The following is a 17,337-nucleotide window of genomic DNA, read 5'->3' on the forward strand; positions in this document are numbered from 1 at the left end:
GCTATTTGCGGCTGTCAAAAATCAGCTTGCAAGCCAACCCGGCGAACACGCCGCTGAGCAGATAGTTCGGCCAACGCGCGCTGAAGCGGCGGCCGACAAAACGGCTTTTCATACTGCTGACCACCAGGATCACTCCGCCGTTTATCAGCAGGCCCACCAGATTCAGTACCGTCGCCAACAGCAGCATCTGCACCACCACTGAACCGGCATGCGGATCGAGAAACTGCGGGAACAGCGCCAGAACGAACAGCGCCATTTTCGGATTGAGCAGGTTGGTGAACAGCCCCTGGCGGAAAATTCGCGCTGTCGGCACAGCCGCCAATCCGGCAGATGCCTGTAAACTGCTGCCCGATCGCAGCGTTTTCCACGCCAGATACAGCAAATAAGCCGCACCCAATATTCTCACCGCATCATAGGCCAGCGGCACCGCGACAAACAGCTGCGACAGGCCCAACGCCGCCGCCAACGCGTGGCAGTATGTGCCGAGCTGGATCCCCGCCAGTGACGCGAAACCGGCGCGGCGCCCCTGGCTGACGCTGCGCGAAGCGATTAGCAGCATATCCGGGCCTGGAGTTAGCGTTAACGCCAGACAGGCGCCGGAAAACAATAAAAGCGTGGAAGCATCAACCATAAATCACCTGAGCGGGAACGTGACGGGAGCGAAGCTTTATCATAGCTACGCCATCGGCTTTTACCAGCGCCAAATCACTGCCACGGAGCCTTGGGCAGGAAGGCCGCCAACAGAGCGTCGATCGCCACCCTCACCCGTAGCGGCATCGCGGTCCCCTTCAGCCAGACGACGTTAATCGCCAGCCCCGGCCCACAGCTGCCTGGCAGGATTTCCCGCAGCGTTCCCGCCGTCAGCGCGTCGTGCGCCAGCCAGCGCGGCAACATGGCAATGCCGTGCCCGGCGCAGGCGGCACTCAGCACCGCCTCCATATTCCCCAATCGCAGGCGGGCCGGCGGTTGCAGCCGCTGTGTTTTCCCCTGCGGGTCCAGCAATTGCCAGGGCTGGCTACGTCCGTCACGCAGCATGCCGATCGCCTGATGCTGCAACAGCTCAGCCACCGCGCCAGGCTCCTCCTGCCGCGCCAGATAGGCCGGTGCGGCGCAAAGTATCTGCTTCTGCTCCCCCAACTGGCGCGCAGTGATGGCCGCCGCATCGCCGGGCGAACCGATGCGCACGGCCAGATCGATGCCCTCTTCCGCCAGATCTGACGCCCGATTGGAAAACAATGCTTCGAGATGCAACTGCGGGTAGCGGTCCGTCAGCGCCAACAGCGGCGGCAACACCCATTTTTGGCCAAACAGCACCGGCAGCGATACCCGCAACCGTCCTTCCGGCGTGCGGGCTCGGGCTGCCAGTTGGCTTTCCGCCGCTTCCAGCGCCGCCAGCGCTTTAAGGCAATCGTCATAAAACAGCTGCCCTTCGTCAGTCAGCGACAAACTGCGCGTGGTGCGTTGAAACAATCGCACCTGCAACCGCTGCTCCAACCGCGCCACCGCTTTACCCACGGTTGAACGGGAAAGCCCGAGCTGTTCCGCCGCGCGGCTAAAACCGCCGGCCTGCACCGCCTGCACAAAAGCGCGGATCGCATGTAATCGTTCGCTGGAGATCATGAGCGCTGCCCTATTGGCGATATTAATTCGCTTATTAAACGATGAAACGCCGCCACTGGCTACTCTCTGCGCTGAGTAAACTGAACACATTATTTTCAGCCGAGGAAAACCCATGAGCGAACGCAGCGAAGTCCTGACCGAAGCCGGCACACCCCGTCTGTGGCGATTGCTGATCGGCATCAGCATCGCCAGCTTTTTGGGCTGTATCGATTTCACTATCGTCAATACCACAATCCCGGCCATTCAGCGCGAGCTGGCGGCCAGCCTGAGCCGCGTGCAGTGGGTAATGGCGCTGTTCGTGATGGCGCTGTGCGCCTTTATGGTCAGCGCAGGGCGGCTGGCAGATTTGTACGGGCGCCGTCGGGTGCTGTACAGCGGGATGTTGGTGTTCGCCGGCGCATCGCTGGGCGCCGGGCTGGCGGGCAGCATTGAGCTGCTCAATGTCTGGCGCTTCGTGCAGGGTGCGGCCTGCGCCGTGTTGTACACCGCTACCACCTCGATCGTCGCCGATGCCTGGCCGCCGCAGCAGCGCGGTCGTGCCATCGGTATTTTACTGGCGGTGAACGGACTGGGCCTGGCGATCGGCCCGGTTGCCGGTGGCCTGTTGGTCGGCTCGCTGGGCTGGCGCTGGGTGTTTCTGTTGAACGTGCCGTTGATCGCGCTGAGTTTCGCGTTCTGTCTGGGAACGGTGCGGGAGTCACGTGCACAGCAAGGCGCACGGCTGGATATTCCCGGTCTGTTGCTGTTGATCGTCGGCGTCGCCGGGTTGTTGCTGGCCATCAGCCAGGGCGGCCAGTGGGGTTGGCTGAATGCCAAGACCCTGCTGACAACCGCGTTGGCGATGGCCGCGCTGGGCCTGTTGTTGCCGGTCGAGCGCCGGGCGCATTCACCGTTGGTGCCGCTGGAATTGCTGCGAAGCCCAGCCTTACTGCGCGTCTGCCTGCTGAGCGCGCTGCTGGCCTTCTTCTACTGCGCCGCTTTTTTCCTGATGCCGATCTATCTGGAAAGCACCCGCCACTACGGGGGCGTAATGCTGGGTTTATTGCTGTTGCCCACCACGGCCGTGATGGCGTTCATCTCGCCCTGGGTAGGTCGATGGGTGGATAAATCCGGCCCACGACCGGCGTTGATCCTCGGCTTTACGGCGCTGGCCGCCTCCGCCGCGCTGCAAAGTCTGTTTACCGCCGCCAGCCCGTTGCCGCTGCTCCTCAGCGCCTTCGCTCTGATGGGACTGGGTTGGGGTTGCATTCTCGGCCCGCTGGTGATGGCGACGCTCGGCAGCGTCAACGAAGCGCAAAGCGGCGGCGCGCTGGGCATCACCTGGACGCTGCACAACCTGGGCGGCGCGGTAGGTCTGGCACTGGCTGCGTTGATTTACCCGGCCTACGGCTACCGGGCGGTAATGCTGTTACTACTGACGTTGTCACTGTTCGGATGCCTGCTTGCCGCCTGGCGTAGCCGTTAATTTCACCTTGCGTTCTCCCAGCAGGTTCATGCCCGCAGCCGCCAACAGGATAATGGCGGCACCGGCAAACTGCAGCGCGACCAGCCGATGACCGAACGCCAGCCGGTCCACCAGCATGGCGGCGATCGGATAAATAAACGACAGCGATCCGATCAGGTTGGTCGGCAGTTTTTGGATCGCGCCGTACAGCAGCACATACATCAACCCGGTATGCAGCACGCCAAGCGTAGCCAGCATGCCCCATTGCCCGGCCGTCGCCGGCGCGTGGAAATCCACCAGCGGCAACAGCATCACCACGCCGACCGTCACCTGAATCAGTGCAATCAGATGCGGCGGCGTGCCTTTCAGCCGTTTGGCCGCTAACGCCATCAGCGCATAGAAAAATGCCGCTCCGAGCGACAAAAAAATACCCATCAGGTAGTTGCTCTGCTCACCGGCCTGTTTGGGCTGAGCCAGCACCACCAGCATCATGCCGACAAACGCCAAGACCAGCCACAGCAGCTTGCGGGCGGTGAGTTTCTCGCCGAGAAACAGCGCTCCCAACGCGACCAACATAAACGGCTGGGTGTTGTACACCGCGGTGGCAATGGAAATAGACGCATAAGAGTAGGCGGCAAACAGCAGCAACCAGTTGATCACCAGCGCCACGCCGCCGGCTACCGCCAACAACAAAGTCACGCGCGTGAGGCAATCGCGCCGCAATTGGCCCAGCACTCCGCAAATAGCCAGCAACACCAGCGCACCCACCGCACAGCGCCAGAACACCACATTGATCACCGGCTGGCCGGACATCAGTACGAACCAGCCAATGGTGCCGGAAATCAGCATTGCGGCGATCATCTCCAGCGAACCGCGCTTTATCTCTGCATTCATGGTTATTTCCTCAAGGTTAAGCCTATGCCCTTAGCTTGAGGTTTTTCCACACAGGTTTCCATCGCATAAAAAAGGCCAATATGCTTAACTGCCTTTTTATCGCAGGCATAATAAACAAAATACCTAATGGAGAGCTTATGGATGATATCGATCGCCAGATCCTGACCATTCTGGCGGAGGACGCGCGAGCGTCGCTGAAAACCCTGAGCGCCAGGGCTGGGCTGTCGTCGCCCAGCACCTCAGAGCGGCTGCGGCGGCTGGAGGAAAGCGGAGTGATCCAGGGCTACACCCTGAACGTCAATCTACAGGCGTTGGGTTACGCTTTTCAGTCGCTGGTGCGCATCAAGCCGCTGCCGGGCATGCTGAAGAAGGTCGAGCAGATGATTCAGGATATCCCCGAAGTGATCGAGTGCGACAAGGTGACCGGCGAGGACTGTTTTATCGTGCGCCTGGTGGCGCATTCGATGGAGCAGCTCGACCAGATCCTCGACCGGCTGGCCGAGCGGGCGCAAAGCAACACCTCGATCGTCAAAACCACACCGGTGAAACGCCGCTTGCCGCCGCTGTTGTGACTAACGCGTGCGTCGGCGGGTAAAGGGGTTCTTGCGCTTTTTGTCTTTTTTCTCCGCTTCAGCGGCAGACTTGAGCGCAGCCTTGTGGGCCTTGTCCGCTTCCGGCACCTCGCGCTGCTCAATCGGAAACACCGGCAACGCCGCCAGCAGCCGCGACCCGTAGCTTTTGGTCAGCAGACGGCGATCGTAAATCACGATCTCGCCGTGGCACTCATTGCTGCGAATCAACCGGCCAACCTGTTGGATCAGGTTGAACGACGCGCTGGGCAGGCTCTGCACTTCAAACGGATAACGTTTGAGCGATTTTAGCCACTCGCCCTCGGTGAGGATCACCGGGCTGTCGATCGGCGGGAACGCGATTTTGTGAATATGCACCTGGGTCAGCATTTCACCTTTCAGATCCAGCCCTTCGGCAAACGACTGCAGGCCAATCAACACGCTGGCCGTGCCCTTTTCAACTCGTTTGCGGTGTTCTTCAACCAGCCGGTAGCGCGGCTGATCCCCCTGCACCAGCAGCATCAGGCGCAGATCGGTAACGTAGCTGAGGAAGGTTTGCATAGCCCGGTGGCTGCTGAACAGGATCAGCATGCCCTTGTGTTTACCGCTGGCCTGCTCGGCACGGAAGAAACGCGCCATTTCTTCCAGGTGCTCCGCTTCGTTGGCCATCGCCGGTTCAAAGCGCATGTTCGGAATGACAATTTTGCCCTGTTCAACGTGATTGAACGGCGAGGACAGGGTTTCGAAGCGGTCACCGGCCTTTTCGCTCAGCCCGCTCATTTCCTGCAGGCGCGCAAAGCTGTTTAGCGAACGCAGCGTCGCCGAGGTGATCACCACGTGCGGCACTTTGCGCCACAGCAACTTTTCCAGCTGATCGCTGACGCGAATGCCGACGCAGTGCAGATACAGGTGCGTCACGTTATCGCGCAGGTCGCGCGTGACCCATTTGGAGATCGGCGCGTTGGAGGATTTGTCCAGCGCCGCCAGCCGCCACAGTTTGCTCATCGCCTCCAGATAGCCGAGCGTGCGGCTCATCTGAATGATCGAACGGTGCAGGCGCACGATATCGTGCTTGCCGGTCTGTTCGGTGAGATCGTTCAAGATGAACTCCGCCACCCCGCGCAAGGCGTCGGTCAGCTTAAACAACCCTGCACTGGTCTCCACCATCTCCGCCGGCAGCTCGCCCATTTCAAACCGGTGTTCGGCGATGACGCTGTCGGTAGGCAGATAGGCGCTGACCTGATGTTCGAAGATCTGGATCAGCTCACGCAACTCTTCGCAGTGATTTTTCAGCCGCTCGTCATTTGCCAGCCCCGGCGGGTTTTTCGGCCGGTATTGCGTCATGCACTGTTCGACGTGGCGCACGATCATATCCAATTGCAGGTTGGTCGACAGCGCGGTGATTTCGCCGTCAATCTCCAGCGCGTCGCGCGCCACCTCCGGTAAATGATGGCCTTCGTCCAGCACCAGCAACAGCTCTTTCGGGTTCGGCAGCACCGATTCGGTTTCCAGTGCCGCCATCACCAACGCATGGTTGGCCACCACCACGTCGGCGGTTTCAATCTCTTTGCGGGCGATATAAAACGGGCATTCGCGGATGTAATGGCAGTTGCGCCCCAGGCAGTTGGCTTTGTCGGTGCTCAGTTTGCCCCACAGCGGATCGTCGATCGACAGCTGATAATGGTCGCGCAGCCCATCCCACTCATGGCGGTTGAGCGCCTTGGTCAACTTTTGGCACAGCGCCTGCTCTTCGCCGCTGGACGGCGCCAGTTCGTCATCGAGAAACAGCGTAAGGTCACCCTGCTCGCTGACGTCGGTGCTCAGCGCCGCCAGATTGCGCGGGCACACGTAGCGCCCACGGCCAAAGGCACCGGTGAATTTCAGATCGGGGATGATCTTTTTCAGCAGCGGCAAGTCTTTGCTGTAGATCTGATCCTGCAACGCCACGTTGGCGGTGCTGACCACCAGCGGTTTACTCTCCGCACGGCCGACGGCGATCCCCGGGATCAAATACGACAGCGTTTTACCGACGCCGGTCGGCGCCTCAATCGCCAGGTGGCGCGGGTAATCGCCGGCCAGCGTCTTGGCGACTTCGGCGATCATCTGCCGTTGCGGCGCACGGGAAATAAAATCCGGTATTTGTTGCTGCAGGGCTTTGTACCACTGGCCAATCTGATCTTTTACTGCGGGGGAGAGCGCCATTCAACTCTATATCTAAACGAAATGATGGCGCTATTGTCCCACAGACCGCCGGCCGAGTCAGCCCGAGTTATGGCTGGGTTTCAATCATTGAGGCACGGCCCGCACTGAACGACCACTCATCCAGTTGAGTCGTGGTGATGACGATCATCACATCTTCCGGACGCAGTTGCAGGTTCTCCTCCAGCAGCGCCGCCAGCCGTTGATAAAAACGCTGTTTGGTGGCGGTATCGCGCGGGCGGCCGATGGTGATGTAAAACAGCACATAATCCGCCGAACGCGGCCCGCCAAGGTAATCGCGGTCGTATATCAACTCGCCGGGGCGGTATTGATCGATGGCCTGAAATTTGTCGGCCGGCGGCACGTTGAAGGTGTCGACCAGCGCCTGATGCAGGCTGTCGGACAGGGTTTGCAGATATTCCGCTGATTTTCCCTGATGCAAGGCAATACGGCTGAAAGGCATAACGTTACTCCTGTTCCAATTCACGCAGGCGCGCCACGGCGCTAGCCGCCGCCGGCCAGCCGGCATAGAACGCCAGATGGGTGATCAATTCGGCAAGTTGCTCGCGGCTCACGCCGTTGCGTTGCGCCAGTTGCAAGTGAAACGGCAGTTGCTCTACGCGGTTCAGCGCCACCAACGCGGCGACGGTAATCAGGCTGCGTTCACGCGGGCCAAGCTCCGGCCGCTGCCACACGTCGTCGAATAATACGCTGTCGCTGAGCTGCGCCAGCTTGGGGGCTATATCGCCGAACGCCTGTTGGCCGGCCTGTTGGGAAGGTTGCATCATTTTCTCCTGCTGTTTAACGGATAGCCTTAAGCTACTCGCCGTCATGGCAGGTGAAAATCGGGATTTTTGACAGTCTTAATCCACAAAATCAGAACAGTTAGATCATGGAACGGCGCTCGGAACTGCGCGGTGCATAAATCTCGCGCATGATTCTTCCGGAAACCTGGAGAGAGATTGTTAGCGGTAAATTGGCCGCAGACACCTGTCCGTTGAAGAAATTCACTCTTTATGCAACTTTTTCAATCGTTCGATATGGAAATGAATATTTTGTCATAAATAGATCACATAACTGAGGTAAAAAATCCTCGCCGCAAACAAAGAGGCGGCACAGTGAAACAGCAGTACAACTGATGATAAGCGTCTTTCAATCGAATAAAGCAGGGTAAATCATGAAACGTAATCTTCTGGCCGTTATTATTCCGGCACTTTTAATTGCGCAGACAGCACAGGCAGCAGAAATCTACAATAAAGACGGCAACAAGCTCGATTTTTACGGCCGCGTAAAAGCACTGCACTATTTCTCTGACGATACCGGCAATGATGGCGATAAAACCTACGTGCGTATCGGTTTTAAAGGCGCGACTCAAATTAACGATATGCTGACCGGCTACGGCCAGTGGGAATATCAGATTTCGGCTAACCATGCCGAATCCGACAGTGCGAAAGACACCAAGACCCGTCTGGGCTTCGCCGGTCTGAAATACAAAGATCTCGGCTCATTCGACTACGGCCGCAACTACGGCGTTATTTATGACGTGGGCGCCTGGACCGATATGCTGCCTGAGTTCGGCGATGACGCTTACGTCAAAACCGACAACTTCATGAACGGCCGCGCCAACGGCGTGGCAACCTACCGTAACAACGATTTCTTCGGTCTGGTCGACGGCCTGAAATTCGCGGTACAGTACCAGGGCAAAAACGAAAACGATGGCCGCGCCGGCAGCAAGGCGAACGGCGACGGTTGGGGCCTGTCTTCCAGCTACGAAATCATCGACGGTCTGAGCTTGGGCGGTGCCTATGCCTCTTCCAACCGTACTGCAGACCAAAAAGCAGGCACCTTCGGTAAAGGCGATAAAGCCGATATCTGGGCCGGCGGTCTGAAATACGACAACAACAGTGTTTACCTGGCCGCGACCTATTCGCAGAGCCATAACATCGTGCCTATTTCCGGCACCGCAACCATCAATAACAACTCCACCTCCGTTAGCGGCTTCGCCAACAAGGCGGAAGGCGTGGAATTGGTTGCGCAATATCTGTTCGACTTCGGCCTGCGCCCATCGCTGGGTTATGTTCAGTCTAAAGGGAAAAATATCGAAGGCGTCGGCGATGCCGACCTGGTGAAATATTTTGACGTTGGCGCTTACTACTATTTCAACAAGAACATGTCGACCTATATCGATTATAAAATCAACCAACTCGACGACAACAATAAGCTGGGCCTGAAAACCGACGACGTTGTCGCCGTCGCCCTGACTTACCAGTTCTGATGTGACGAATAACCACCACTGCAATCTTTAGCTTCGGCTACTTGAAAAGATTTATTTCGCCGGGCGGCTGCGCCCGGTTTTTTTCATTTGCGCTTTCTGCCCCCAGGCCCCTGCCCGATTCCCGCTCTGCATCCCGTAACCGCACGCATAAACTTGCCTTGTAAAACAATCGGGTCTAGATGTAATACCCTACGACTTTCACGTTGCAGACCACAAGGTTGCAGCCTGAAAGATGACGGGTATCGCCTCTCTTTCCCACAGGAATAAGCCATGCACAACGATGGACGGTTCGAGTATCAAAGTGCCTTGCGCTACAGCAGCGACCAATTGGCGCAGATCCTCTGCCACTGTTTTGAAAACTACATTGTGCGTTTTGTCATTGATGGCGCCACCTTCGCCAGCCGCTTTGGCGCCGAAGACCTCAGCCTGAACGACAGCCTTATCGTCACCCACCAACAACAGCCGGTGGCGCTGGCGCTGATAAGCCGCCGTGGCCTGCACAGCCGGGTAGCGGCGCTGTCCATCCGCCCGGAAATGCGCGGCAAAGGGCTGGGGAAAGCGCTGATGCGGCGTATCGTCGCCGACGCGCATAAGCGTGGCGATCGTCGGCTGTCGCTGGAGGTGATCGAAGGCAATGACGCCGCACTGGCGCTCTACCACCAGGCTGGCCTGCGTATCGTCCGCACCCTGACTGGCCACCAGGCCGATGAGCCGACAACCGCCGACGTAGCGATGCTGCAAGAGATTGATCCATTGACCGTCTCGCACCGCCTGACGGCCGAAGGCGCCACCGACCAACCCTGGCTGATCGCACCGGAATCGCTCTACAAACTGCCCGGCAAACCGCACGCCTTCACCCTTGACCGCGAGGCCTATGCGGTGGTGCAGGCCGGGGCCGAGAAGTGTTTCCTGCGCATGATCTACGTGCCGCCGCAGCACCGCGGCAAAGGGCATGCCCGGGCGCTGCTGGCTGCGTTGCAGGCACACTTTTCGCCGCTGCCGCTGGCGGCCAACGTTTACGTTCCCGAGGTAGCAGCGCCCTTCTTTGACCGGCTCGGCTGGCGACAAGACGCGTTACGCCAGTTCGAGATGGCGATGACGTTGAATACCGCACAATAACAACCCGACAGTTATCCCTCTATGTAGGGCAGGAGAAAACATGCAGAAAATGACCCTTGGCGCGGCGATCGGCATTGCTCTATTGACGCTGACCGGCTGCGCGCAGCCACCGAAAACCGATCTGCAGGCCCAGCAGCGGCTGGCGGACCAGTCGGTGCTGGCGCTGAACTGGTTCCAACAGTCCGGTGAATATCAGGCGTTGGCGCACCAGGCGTTCAACAGCGGAAAACGCGCCTTCGATCAGGCCAAGACCACGCCGGGCAAGAAGAAGGCCGTGGTGGTCGATCTGGACGAAACCCTGCTGGACAATAGCCCGTATTCCGGCTGGCAGGCGCAGCAAGGCAAGCCGTTCGCCGCCGCCACCTGGGCGAAATGGTCACAGGCCGAACAGGCGGGGGCCGTGCCGGGCGCGGTGCAGTTTGCCCGTTACGTCAACAGCCACCAGGGCACGATGTTCTACGTCTCCAACCGCAAAGTGTCCGAATACGCCGCTACGGTCGCCAATATGCAGAAACTGGGCTTTACCGGCATGTCGGAAAAAACCGTGCTGCTCAGCAGCGACACGTCCAACAAGCAGGCGCGCTTTGACGCCATCAAACAGGCAGGCTATGACATCGTGGTGTACGCCGGCGACAACCTGAACGACTTCGGCGCGGCGACCTATCACAAGGATAACGCGCAACGTCGGGCCTTCGTCAGCGATAATCAAAGCAAGTTCGGCACCGAGTTTATCGTGCTGCCTAACCCGCTGTACGGCGACTGGGAAAGTGGTATGGCCCGCGATTACAACAAGCTGACGCCGGAGCAGAAGTTGCAAATCCGCCAACGGGCCATCAAGGCCTGGAACGGGCAGTAATCGCGTTTGTGGCATTGCCGCAGGGATGTTGCGCCTGCGGCATAGTCACAATGTTTTTTCGAAACACACTGCCAGCGGATTGCCGCGATAACGGCCATAATTTTCACGCAGCTGATAACCCTGTGCCAGATAAAACCTCACGGCACGCTGGTTAACCCGACGAGTCTCCAGCCACAATTGCCGATAACCCCGTTGCCGAGCCTGCCGTTCAAGCTCTCGAAGCAAACGGCCGCCCGTGCCAGCACCGGCCTCACGCATGTACATGCGCTTCACCTCGGCAATCCCCGGCGCCAACCAACGGAAGGCGCCGCAGCCCACGGCCACACCGGCCGCATTGCGCGCCAGTAAAAAACAGGCGTTAGCCGCCCGCATTTCGTTCACGTCGAACGACGCCGAACCGCTGTCACCTGTAATTTCCGCCAGCCGTGCCGACAACTCGGCCATCAGCGCCAGCGCCTCCGGGCTGTCGGCCTCGGCGGGTACAATTCTGAGCGTCACAATAATTTGTACATATAACTGGTGGCATCCAGCGTGCCGCCGTTGCTGGCTCGGGCGTACTGCGGAATGCTTCCCGCCAGTTGAAACCCCAGTTGACGATACATGCCCTCGGCCGTGTCGCCGGTCAGGGTATCCAGCACCAATAAATGCCGCTGATGCTGAATCGCCCTTTGCTGAATTTGCAGCATCAGCTCACGAGCGATGCCCTGGCGGCGAGCCTGCGGATGCACCATCAATTTCACTACCTCGGCGCGGTGGCGGCCGTTGTCAGGCATGTCCAGCAGCAGTTGCACCGTGCCGACCACTCGCCCCGCTTGCCGGGCGACCAGCAGGATCCTGTCTTCACGCTCAATCGCCGGCAGCAGACGGTGCCAGAACGCCTGCGCCTGTTCCAGGGTGAAAGGCATGACAAAACCAATGCTCGCGCCTTGCGATACGCTGGCTTGCAGCATCTCGGCCAGCTCGGGAAGAGCGTTTTGTACCTCGTCGGCGTTCAGTTGCTGTATCTCAATCATGATTAGGGCCTGCAGATAACAAGGGTATAATGGGCCGGCACGGTGCCGGGCACAGCAAACTTAGAAGCGCCGAACAGCCGGTAACGCAGGCAGTCGCCCGGCTCAAGCTGGAAGGTGCGGTCCTCAAGCGTCAGCTCAAGCCGGCCTTCCAACAGCCAAAGATGGTGCTCGAGCGCATGTACCGAAGGCGCGTCATAGGCAATTTCAGCCCCGGCTTCAAGCCGGCCTTCGATAAACTCCGCCTTGAACAGCGCGGCGGGCGGCGATACCGAACGGCGGTGAAAGCCGCTGGCGCGGTCGACCCACACCGGTTGCTGCTCACGACGCAACAGTTCCGGCGGTTCATCCTCGACCTCGCTCAGCAGGCGTGACATGGTCAGCCCATACGCCGAGCACAGCTTGTTCAACAGCGAAGCGGTCGGGCTGGTTTCCGCGCGTTCCACCCGCGACAACGTCGCCCGGCTGATGCCGGTTTGCTGCGCCAACTCCTCCAGCGACCAACTCTGCCGCTGACGCAGGTCAGACAGCCGCTGCGCCAAACGGAGATCGGCGCTTTCCATTCCGTTATCCATTCTCGTGCTCCTGATGATAAATCCCATATAAGAGAAATAATCTCAAATAAGGGATTCGTCAATCGGATTTTAAAACAGGCCGCACAGGGCGATAAAAATCAGCATGCTCAGCAGCACCACCGCCAACATATTGCGCAAGAAAAATGCCAGTATCACCGCAAACAGCGCGCCCCACAGGTAAGGATTATCCGGCATCGCGCGCAGGGTCTCGCCGCTGAAAGCCAGGATCGGCCCGCAGATCGCCGTCAGCACCGCCGGCACGGAAAAACTGAGCAGGCGCCTGAAGCGTGGCGACAGCCGCACCGGCAGGCCCGGTGCCAGAAAACAGTAACGGTTGAAAAACACCACCAGGCCCATCAGTACTATCGTCAGCCAAATCATGGGCGCCCCTTGCTGCACAGCATGCCGGCGCCCATCGCCGCGACGGTGGTGATAATCAACGCGCCCGGCACCTGAAAATAATGCAGCGCTACCGACAGCGGCAACGCAGTCAATACGCACGCCAGCACCGGCAGGCTGCGGATCATCGGTACCACGATGGCGATAAACGTGGCGGCAATGGAGAAATCCAGGCCATAACGGTCCAGATCCTCGGCGCTGCCGGCGGCCAGCACGCCCAACAGCGTGAAAAAAATCCAGCTCAGGTAAAAGGTCAGCCCGGCACCCAGCGCGTACCAGCGGTTAAAGCGCGCCGGCGCCTGGTTGCCGGTGAGGGCAAACAGCTCATCGGTCAACAGGAACCCCAACAGCAAACGCCAGCGCAAGGGGAGCGGCGCTACGCTTTCCCGCAGCCGCAGGCCATACAAAAAATGTTGGGCGGTGACAAAAAAGGTCGAGACCAAAATGGCCAGCAACCCCGCTCCGCCTTTGATCATGCCCATCGCCACCAGTTGCGAGGCGCCGGCAAAGACAATGGCCGACATGCCCAGCCCCTGCGCCGCCGTCAGGCCACTCTGGATGGCCATCGACCCCGCCAGGATGCCCCAGGGCAATACCGCCAGACACAGCGGCAGAATCGCCGCCGCCCCTTGCAGCGCCGGGCGCAGCCGGGACACCGGCGGCTCGGTGAGGATTGATAAGTGCGTCATGCTGTTCTCCTTCGTTTGAAGGCACAGCCTACGGCAGGATGCTTCCGGGGTATTGCACAGGATTGCGCGGCTATTTCAGCGATTTAACATAGTCGCCGGGCGTGATGCCCATCGATTTGCGGAAATGGCGGTGGAAATGGCTTTGATCGTGAAAACCGCTGCTCAGCGCACTGTCCAGCACGCCATGGCCGGCCTTCAGCATTTGGCGCGCCTTGCGCAGCCGGGCCTGGATTTGGTAAGCATGCGGCGGCAAACCGGTGGCCAATTGAAACTGACGCAGCAGATAGTAAGGGCTGAGCGCCACCCGTTCCGCCAGCTCCAGCAACGAAATGTCCGCCTCGGGGAAATCATCCAGAAAAGCCTTTACCTGCGTGACCTGGCGCTGCGCTTTACTCTGCGGCGCGGGTTCGATGCGGCTTTTACCGTGCCGCAGCATCAGCCAGGTGAGCGCAGAAAACACCATGGTTTCTTTCAGCAGACGGTTTTCATCGCTGCGCAGCAGGCTGAACGCCAGCCGCAGTTGGCCGGCAAGGCCAACATCGTGAATCACCGGACGAGGGAAATAAGGCGTTGCCCCGGCGCCGGTTTTCAAATCTCGCGAGAGAAACGCCAGCAACTCCGGGGTGGGATACATCGCCTGATAGGACCAGCCGTCTTCACTGGCGGCGCTGCCGGTATGGATATCGTCGGCGTTGACCAGAATGATGCTGCCCAGCGGCGCCACGTGCTCACCGCCGGTCCGGTAAAAACGCTGGGCGCCGTCGTCGATCACCCCTACGCAGAAGCCTTCGTGGCTGTGGCGCGAGAAAGTCTGTCGGCGATAGGTAGCCTGCAGCACCCCCAACCCGCCGAGTTCGTCGACGTGCATGAAGCTCGCCTGCTCCCGACGAGCGTTACGCCCTGCGCTGTCCACCATAATATCCGCCTCCGCTGAATGAAGTTTATTCTATCATTCAGTGGACGGATGGTTTTGTACAAAATTGCCCGTCTCGTCGGCCGGCGGCGCGATTGCCGCACAGCGCCAGGCGCTGAACATCGCCAGCAATGGCGCCAGGGCAAACAACAGGAACAGCCAGCGTGCGGCATTGGCCGCCCCCACTGCCCCGCCCGGCTCATTGAGCCCGGCCAGATTCGCGATCATCCCGGCCAGCGCCGCGCCAAAGGCGGTGGCAAACAGTTGCACCGTGGTGATGGATGCGCCGGCGATATCCTTATCCGCTTCAGGGGCGACCTGCAGGATACGCGTCAACAGATGCGGCCAGCCGAAACCGATGCCGAATCCCACCAGCGTCAGCGCGATAACGATCGGCGTCAGCGCCAGCCAGTGGCCGCCGGAAGGGGTCGGCATCAAAATACCCAGCGCCAACAACCCCACCAGCACGAACAGCGGCCCGCTGACGATCGCCCGGCGGATGCCCGCACTGCGCCAGCCGGAACTGAGGATCTCCGACAGCGTCCACCCCGCCGCCATGGTGGCCGCAATGTAGCCGGAGATCAGCGGCGATTGACCATGCAGGGTTTGCAGGAAGTAAGGCACGAAGATTTCGCTGGTCATGCCTACCACCAGCAGGGAGACGGTGATATACAGCGAGGCCAGTTGGGAGCCGCGACGCAGAGCGCCATGCGGCAACAGCCGTGCGCGAGAGTGCGCTTCGCGCTGTATCAGCCAGGCCATCAACAGCAGCGCCAGAGCAATGCCGCCTAGATTGATCCACGCGCTGTCCGCCAGGCTACCGGCAGATACCACCAGCACCGCCGTCGCCAACAGCAGCAACTGAGCCACCGGCAACGGCGCCGCCCGTTGCTGCGGTTTACCCTTGGGCAGGATCAGGAAAGTGAAACCGGCGTACAGCACCATGATCGGCAACAGAATGCCGAATGCCCAGCGCCAGGCGTTCAGTTCGGCAAAAATCCCGCCCACCGCCGGCCCCACCAGCGTCGCAATGCCCCACATCGCCGACACCAATGCCATCGCGCGCGGCCACAGCTTTTGCTCGAATACCAGATTGATCATGGCGTAGGACAGCGCAAAGATCAGACCGCCGCCAAACCCCTGCACCGTTCGGCCGATCAGCATCACCGGCATCGACGGCGCCAGCGCGCACAGCATGGCTCCGGCGATAAAGAACAGCGACGCCACCAGATAGGCGCTGCGTGCGCCATAGCCGCTGAGCAACCGCGCAGATAACGCAGAACCGAGAATGGACGCCACCACAAACAGCGTGGTGTTCCAGGCATAGAGATTCAGGCCGCCGATATCCTGCACCACTGAGGGCAAAATGGTGGTGGCGACCAGAATATTGATGGCGTGCAGCGCTACGCCGAGTGAGAGCGCAATCGCGCTGGCGCCATTTTTACCGGAGAAAAGATCGCTCCAGCGACTATCATCGTTAGTTATCACGGTTGTCGTCCTGTTTTCAGAGTAATGGCATTGAGTTGCGGATGATATTGCGTTAAATTTAACAAGTATTAACTTGGAATAATGGTAGGGCGAGGCGGAGAAATATGTCAAGAATAAACTTGGAAAATAGCGGTAACACCGCACAGTCGGTCAGTGACCGTTTGCTGACGCTATTGAAAACCCGCGGCCCACAACAGGCGTCTGATGCAGGGAAAGTCCTTGGCACCACCGGTGAAGCCGCACGCCAGCAGTTCGTCAAGCTGGCGAAAGAGGGCTTGGTTGAAGCGGTGGCGGAAACGCGCGGCGTCGGCCGCCCGGTGCAGCTGTGGCACCTGACCGTCGCCGGCAATGCGCGTTTTCCGGATACCCATTCCGAATTGACGGTGCAACTGCTGCGCACCGTGCGCGACAAACTGGGCGAACAGGCGATTGACTTGCTGATCGACACCCGTGAACAGGAAACGCGCATTAACTACAAACAGGCGATGATCGGCGCGACCGATTTGCAAGAGCGCGTCGCGCGCCTGACGGCCATCCGTACCCGCGAAGGCTACATGGCCGAATGGCGCACCCAGGAAGACGGCACATTTCTGTTGGTGGAAAATCACTGCCCGATCTGCGCTGCCGCCACCGTCTGTCAGGGATTCTGCCGCGCTGAACTGAGCATTTTCACCGAGGTGTTGCAGGCGCAGGTTGAGCGATCCGAGCATATCCTGGCCGGCGCGCGCCGTTGCGCTTATCGCATCTCGCTGCTGTAAGCTGGCCCTCCCCCATGTACTGGGCAAACCTGCAATGAAACCGCACGCCGGATTCTGGCTGGCGACGCTGGGGATCAACGCCGCTTGGCTGCTGGCGGTCCTGGGCCGCGATAGGGTCAATGCCGTACTGCTGGCCGGCGCGGTGCTGGCGCTCATCTTTACCCCGGCGCACCGGCGGCGATGGGCGCTGTTGACCGCCCTGACAGGTATCCTGATGGACAGCCTGTGGAACTACGCCGGCGTGCTGCATTTCAGCGGCCACAGCCTGTTGCCGTTATGGATGGTTGCCCTGTGGCTGGCCTTTGGCTGCTGGTGGTTTTGGTTGCTGGATCTGATCAAAGCCGCCCCTTTGCCGCTGGCGGTCCTGGGTTCCATCGCCGGGCCGCTGGCAGGCATTATCGGCTGGAAGTTGGGTGCAATACAGCCGGGCACCGCGCCGGAAATCATGCTGTTGCTGCTTTCTGTCGGTTGGTCCGTCTTTCTGCCCGCCGTAAGTTGGCCGCGTCTGAACAAGCCAGCCCCGTAACCG

20 protein-coding genes are annotated in these 17,337 nt (G+C 59.7%); 7 read left to right on the plus strand and 13 right to left on the minus strand.

What is annotated here, in order from left to right; genetic code table 11:
• Position 1 precedes the first annotated feature (1 nt).
• Together ACUTSW_RS08500 and ACUTSW_RS08505 are read right to left on the minus strand one after the other, a co-directional pair.
• Positions 2 to 631, minus strand: coding sequence for a LysE family translocator (locus tag ACUTSW_RS08500; RefSeq protein WP_445584151.1), 630 nt, complete (start codon positions 629 to 631; stop codon positions 2 to 4).
• Between the two features lie 74 nt (positions 632 to 705).
• On the minus strand, positions 706 to 1,620 hold the full coding sequence (locus ACUTSW_RS08505; protein WP_445584152.1) for a LysR family transcriptional regulator: 915 nt from the start codon (positions 1,618 to 1,620) through the stop codon (positions 706 to 708).
• A gap of 112 nt (positions 1,621 to 1,732) precedes the next feature.
• On the opposite strand from ACUTSW_RS08505, the gene ACUTSW_RS08510 reads away from it, so the two are divergent.
• Complete coding sequence (locus ACUTSW_RS08510) at positions 1,733 to 3,085, plus strand: DHA2 family efflux MFS transporter permease subunit (protein ID WP_445584153.1); 1,353 nt, start codon at positions 1,733 to 1,735, stop codon at positions 3,083 to 3,085.
• Here ACUTSW_RS08510 and ACUTSW_RS08515 read toward each other — a convergent pair.
• Entirely contained in the window at positions 3,044 to 3,958 is a 915-nt protein-coding gene (locus ACUTSW_RS08515; RefSeq protein ID WP_445584154.1) for a DMT family transporter, read from the minus strand. The two genes, ACUTSW_RS08510 and ACUTSW_RS08515, sit on opposite strands and share 42 nt — an antisense overlap.
• A gap of 137 nt (positions 3,959 to 4,095) precedes the next feature.
• Here ACUTSW_RS08515 and ACUTSW_RS08520 point away from each other — a divergent pair, with 137 nt between their 5' ends.
• Entirely contained in the window at positions 4,096 to 4,530 is a 435-nt protein-coding gene (locus ACUTSW_RS08520) for an Lrp/AsnC family transcriptional regulator (RefSeq protein ID WP_445584155.1), read from the plus strand.
• On the opposite strand, the gene dinG is transcribed toward ACUTSW_RS08520, so the two are convergent.
• The 3 genes from dinG to ACUTSW_RS08535 form a co-directional block, all read right to left on the minus strand.
• Positions 4,531 to 6,729 (minus strand): ATP-dependent DNA helicase DinG, encoded by a 2,199-nt coding sequence (gene dinG, locus ACUTSW_RS08525; RefSeq protein ID WP_445584156.1) that lies wholly within the window; start codon positions 6,727 to 6,729, stop codon positions 4,531 to 4,533.
• 67 nt (positions 6,730 to 6,796) lie between these two features.
• Entirely contained in the window at positions 6,797 to 7,189 is a 393-nt protein-coding gene (locus ACUTSW_RS08530; RefSeq protein ID WP_004942196.1) for a tautomerase family protein, read from the minus strand.
• Positions 7,190 to 7,193: 4 nt separating this feature from the next.
• Positions 7,194 to 7,511, minus strand: coding sequence for a carboxymuconolactone decarboxylase family protein (locus ACUTSW_RS08535; protein ID WP_004942194.1), 318 nt, complete (start codon positions 7,509 to 7,511; stop codon positions 7,194 to 7,196).
• 392 nt (positions 7,512 to 7,903) lie between these two features.
• Between ACUTSW_RS08535 and ompC the strand changes: the two genes are divergently transcribed.
• The 3 genes from ompC to ACUTSW_RS08550 all read left to right on the plus strand — a co-directional run bounded on the left by ompC (position 7,904) and on the right by ACUTSW_RS08550 (position 10,976).
• Complete coding sequence (gene ompC / locus ACUTSW_RS08540; protein WP_063201525.1) at positions 7,904 to 9,001, plus strand: porin OmpC; 1,098 nt, start codon at positions 7,904 to 7,906, stop codon at positions 8,999 to 9,001.
• Positions 9,002 to 9,271: 270 nt separating this feature from the next.
• Positions 9,272 to 10,120, plus strand: a complete 849-nt coding sequence (locus tag ACUTSW_RS08545; protein ID WP_445584157.1) for a GNAT family N-acetyltransferase — start codon at positions 9,272 to 9,274, stop codon at positions 10,118 to 10,120.
• A gap of 40 nt (positions 10,121 to 10,160) precedes the next feature.
• Positions 10,161 to 10,976 carry a 5'-nucleotidase, lipoprotein e(P4) family gene (locus ACUTSW_RS08550; RefSeq protein ID WP_445584158.1) on the plus strand — a complete coding sequence of 272 codons (816 nt, stop codon included), beginning with the start codon at positions 10,161 to 10,163 and terminating at the stop codon, positions 10,974 to 10,976.
• A 45-nt stretch (positions 10,977 to 11,021) separates the two neighbouring features.
• On the opposite strand, the gene ACUTSW_RS08555 is transcribed toward ACUTSW_RS08550, so the two are convergent.
• The 7 genes from ACUTSW_RS08555 to ACUTSW_RS08585 all read right to left on the minus strand — a co-directional run bounded on the left by ACUTSW_RS08555 (position 11,022) and on the right by ACUTSW_RS08585 (position 16,050).
• Complete coding sequence (locus tag ACUTSW_RS08555; protein ID WP_445584459.1) at positions 11,022 to 11,420, minus strand: GNAT family N-acetyltransferase; 399 nt, start codon at positions 11,418 to 11,420, stop codon at positions 11,022 to 11,024.
• A 50-nt stretch (positions 11,421 to 11,470) separates the two neighbouring features.
• Complete coding sequence (locus tag ACUTSW_RS08560) at positions 11,471 to 11,989, minus strand: GNAT family N-acetyltransferase (protein ID WP_445584159.1); 519 nt, start codon at positions 11,987 to 11,989, stop codon at positions 11,471 to 11,473.
• A gap of 2 nt (positions 11,990 to 11,991) precedes the next feature.
• The gene (locus ACUTSW_RS08565) at positions 11,992 to 12,561 is read right to left on the minus strand and encodes a helix-turn-helix domain-containing protein (RefSeq protein WP_062870141.1); all 570 of its coding nucleotides are present in this window, start codon (positions 12,559 to 12,561) and stop codon (positions 11,992 to 11,994) included.
• A 69-nt stretch (positions 12,562 to 12,630) separates the two neighbouring features.
• Positions 12,631 to 12,942 carry an AzlD domain-containing protein gene (locus tag ACUTSW_RS08570; protein ID WP_445584160.1) on the minus strand — a complete coding sequence of 104 codons (312 nt, stop codon included), beginning with the start codon at positions 12,940 to 12,942 and terminating at the stop codon, positions 12,631 to 12,633.
• Positions 12,939 to 13,649 (minus strand): AzlC family ABC transporter permease, encoded by a 711-nt coding sequence (locus ACUTSW_RS08575; protein WP_013812097.1) that lies wholly within the window; start codon positions 13,647 to 13,649, stop codon positions 12,939 to 12,941. Before ACUTSW_RS08575 ends, ACUTSW_RS08570 begins: the two co-directional genes overlap by 4 nt.
• Before the next feature lie 70 nt (positions 13,650 to 13,719).
• The gene (locus tag ACUTSW_RS08580; RefSeq protein ID WP_445584161.1) at positions 13,720 to 14,565 is read right to left on the minus strand and encodes an AraC family transcriptional regulator; all 846 of its coding nucleotides are present in this window, start codon (positions 14,563 to 14,565) and stop codon (positions 13,720 to 13,722) included.
• A gap of 33 nt (positions 14,566 to 14,598) precedes the next feature.
• Positions 14,599 to 16,050 carry an MFS transporter gene (locus ACUTSW_RS08585; protein WP_445584162.1) on the minus strand — a complete coding sequence of 484 codons (1,452 nt, stop codon included), beginning with the start codon at positions 16,048 to 16,050 and terminating at the stop codon, positions 14,599 to 14,601.
• Between the two features lie 104 nt (positions 16,051 to 16,154).
• On the opposite strand from ACUTSW_RS08585, the gene ACUTSW_RS08590 reads away from it, so the two are divergent.
• Positions 16,155 to 16,808 carry a helix-turn-helix transcriptional regulator gene (locus ACUTSW_RS08590; protein ID WP_062870132.1) on the plus strand — a complete coding sequence of 218 codons (654 nt, stop codon included), beginning with the start codon at positions 16,155 to 16,157 and terminating at the stop codon, positions 16,806 to 16,808.
• 34 nt (positions 16,809 to 16,842) lie between these two features.
• Positions 16,843 to 17,334 (plus strand): DUF2878 domain-containing protein, encoded by a 492-nt coding sequence (locus ACUTSW_RS08595; RefSeq protein WP_062870130.1) that lies wholly within the window; start codon positions 16,843 to 16,845, stop codon positions 17,332 to 17,334.
• Positions 17,335 to 17,337: the final 3 nt, after the last annotated feature.

The sequence above is a fragment of the Serratia sp. TSA_198.1 genome, assembly GCF_052686505.1.

Excerpts from the sequence above, each read along its gene's own strand:
- ACUTSW_RS08500 (WP_445584151.1), bottom strand. The coding sequence starts at position 631 with ATGGTTGATGCTTCCACGCTTTTATTGTTTTCCGGCGCCTGTCTGGCG.
- ACUTSW_RS08505 (WP_445584152.1), bottom strand. The coding sequence starts at position 1,620 with ATGATCTCCAGCGAACGATTACATGCGATCCGCGCTTTTGTGCAGGCG.
- ACUTSW_RS08510 (WP_445584153.1), top strand. The coding sequence starts at position 1,733 with ATGAGCGAACGCAGCGAAGTCCTGACCGAAGCCGGCACACCCCGTCTG.
- ACUTSW_RS08515 (WP_445584154.1), bottom strand. The coding sequence starts at position 3,958 with ATGAATGCAGAGATAAAGCGCGGTTCGCTGGAGATGATCGCCGCAATG.
- ACUTSW_RS08520 (WP_445584155.1), top strand. The coding sequence starts at position 4,096 with ATGGATGATATCGATCGCCAGATCCTGACCATTCTGGCGGAGGACGCG.
- dinG (WP_445584156.1), bottom strand. The coding sequence starts at position 6,729 with ATGGCGCTCTCCCCCGCAGTAAAAGATCAGATTGGCCAGTGGTACAAA.
- ACUTSW_RS08530 (WP_004942196.1), bottom strand. The coding sequence starts at position 7,189 with ATGCCTTTCAGCCGTATTGCCTTGCATCAGGGAAAATCAGCGGAATAT.
- ACUTSW_RS08535 (WP_004942194.1), bottom strand. The coding sequence starts at position 7,511 with ATGCAACCTTCCCAACAGGCCGGCCAACAGGCGTTCGGCGATATAGCC.
- ompC (WP_063201525.1), top strand. The coding sequence starts at position 7,904 with ATGAAACGTAATCTTCTGGCCGTTATTATTCCGGCACTTTTAATTGCG.
- ACUTSW_RS08545 (WP_445584157.1), top strand. The coding sequence starts at position 9,272 with ATGCACAACGATGGACGGTTCGAGTATCAAAGTGCCTTGCGCTACAGC.
- ACUTSW_RS08550 (WP_445584158.1), top strand. The coding sequence starts at position 10,161 with ATGCAGAAAATGACCCTTGGCGCGGCGATCGGCATTGCTCTATTGACG.
- ACUTSW_RS08555 (WP_445584459.1), bottom strand. The coding sequence starts at position 11,420 with ATGGCCGAGTTGTCGGCACGGCTGGCGGAAATTACAGGTGACAGCGGT.
- ACUTSW_RS08560 (WP_445584159.1), bottom strand. The coding sequence starts at position 11,989 with ATGATTGAGATACAGCAACTGAACGCCGACGAGGTACAAAACGCTCTT.
- ACUTSW_RS08565 (WP_062870141.1), bottom strand. The coding sequence starts at position 12,561 with ATGGATAACGGAATGGAAAGCGCCGATCTCCGTTTGGCGCAGCGGCTG.
- ACUTSW_RS08570 (WP_445584160.1), bottom strand. The coding sequence starts at position 12,942 with ATGATTTGGCTGACGATAGTACTGATGGGCCTGGTGGTGTTTTTCAAC.
- ACUTSW_RS08575 (WP_013812097.1), bottom strand. The coding sequence starts at position 13,649 with ATGACGCACTTATCAATCCTCACCGAGCCGCCGGTGTCCCGGCTGCGC.
- ACUTSW_RS08580 (WP_445584161.1), bottom strand. The coding sequence starts at position 14,565 with ATGGTGGACAGCGCAGGGCGTAACGCTCGTCGGGAGCAGGCGAGCTTC.
- ACUTSW_RS08590 (WP_062870132.1), top strand. The coding sequence starts at position 16,155 with ATGTCAAGAATAAACTTGGAAAATAGCGGTAACACCGCACAGTCGGTC.
- ACUTSW_RS08595 (WP_062870130.1), top strand. The coding sequence starts at position 16,843 with ATGAAACCGCACGCCGGATTCTGGCTGGCGACGCTGGGGATCAACGCC.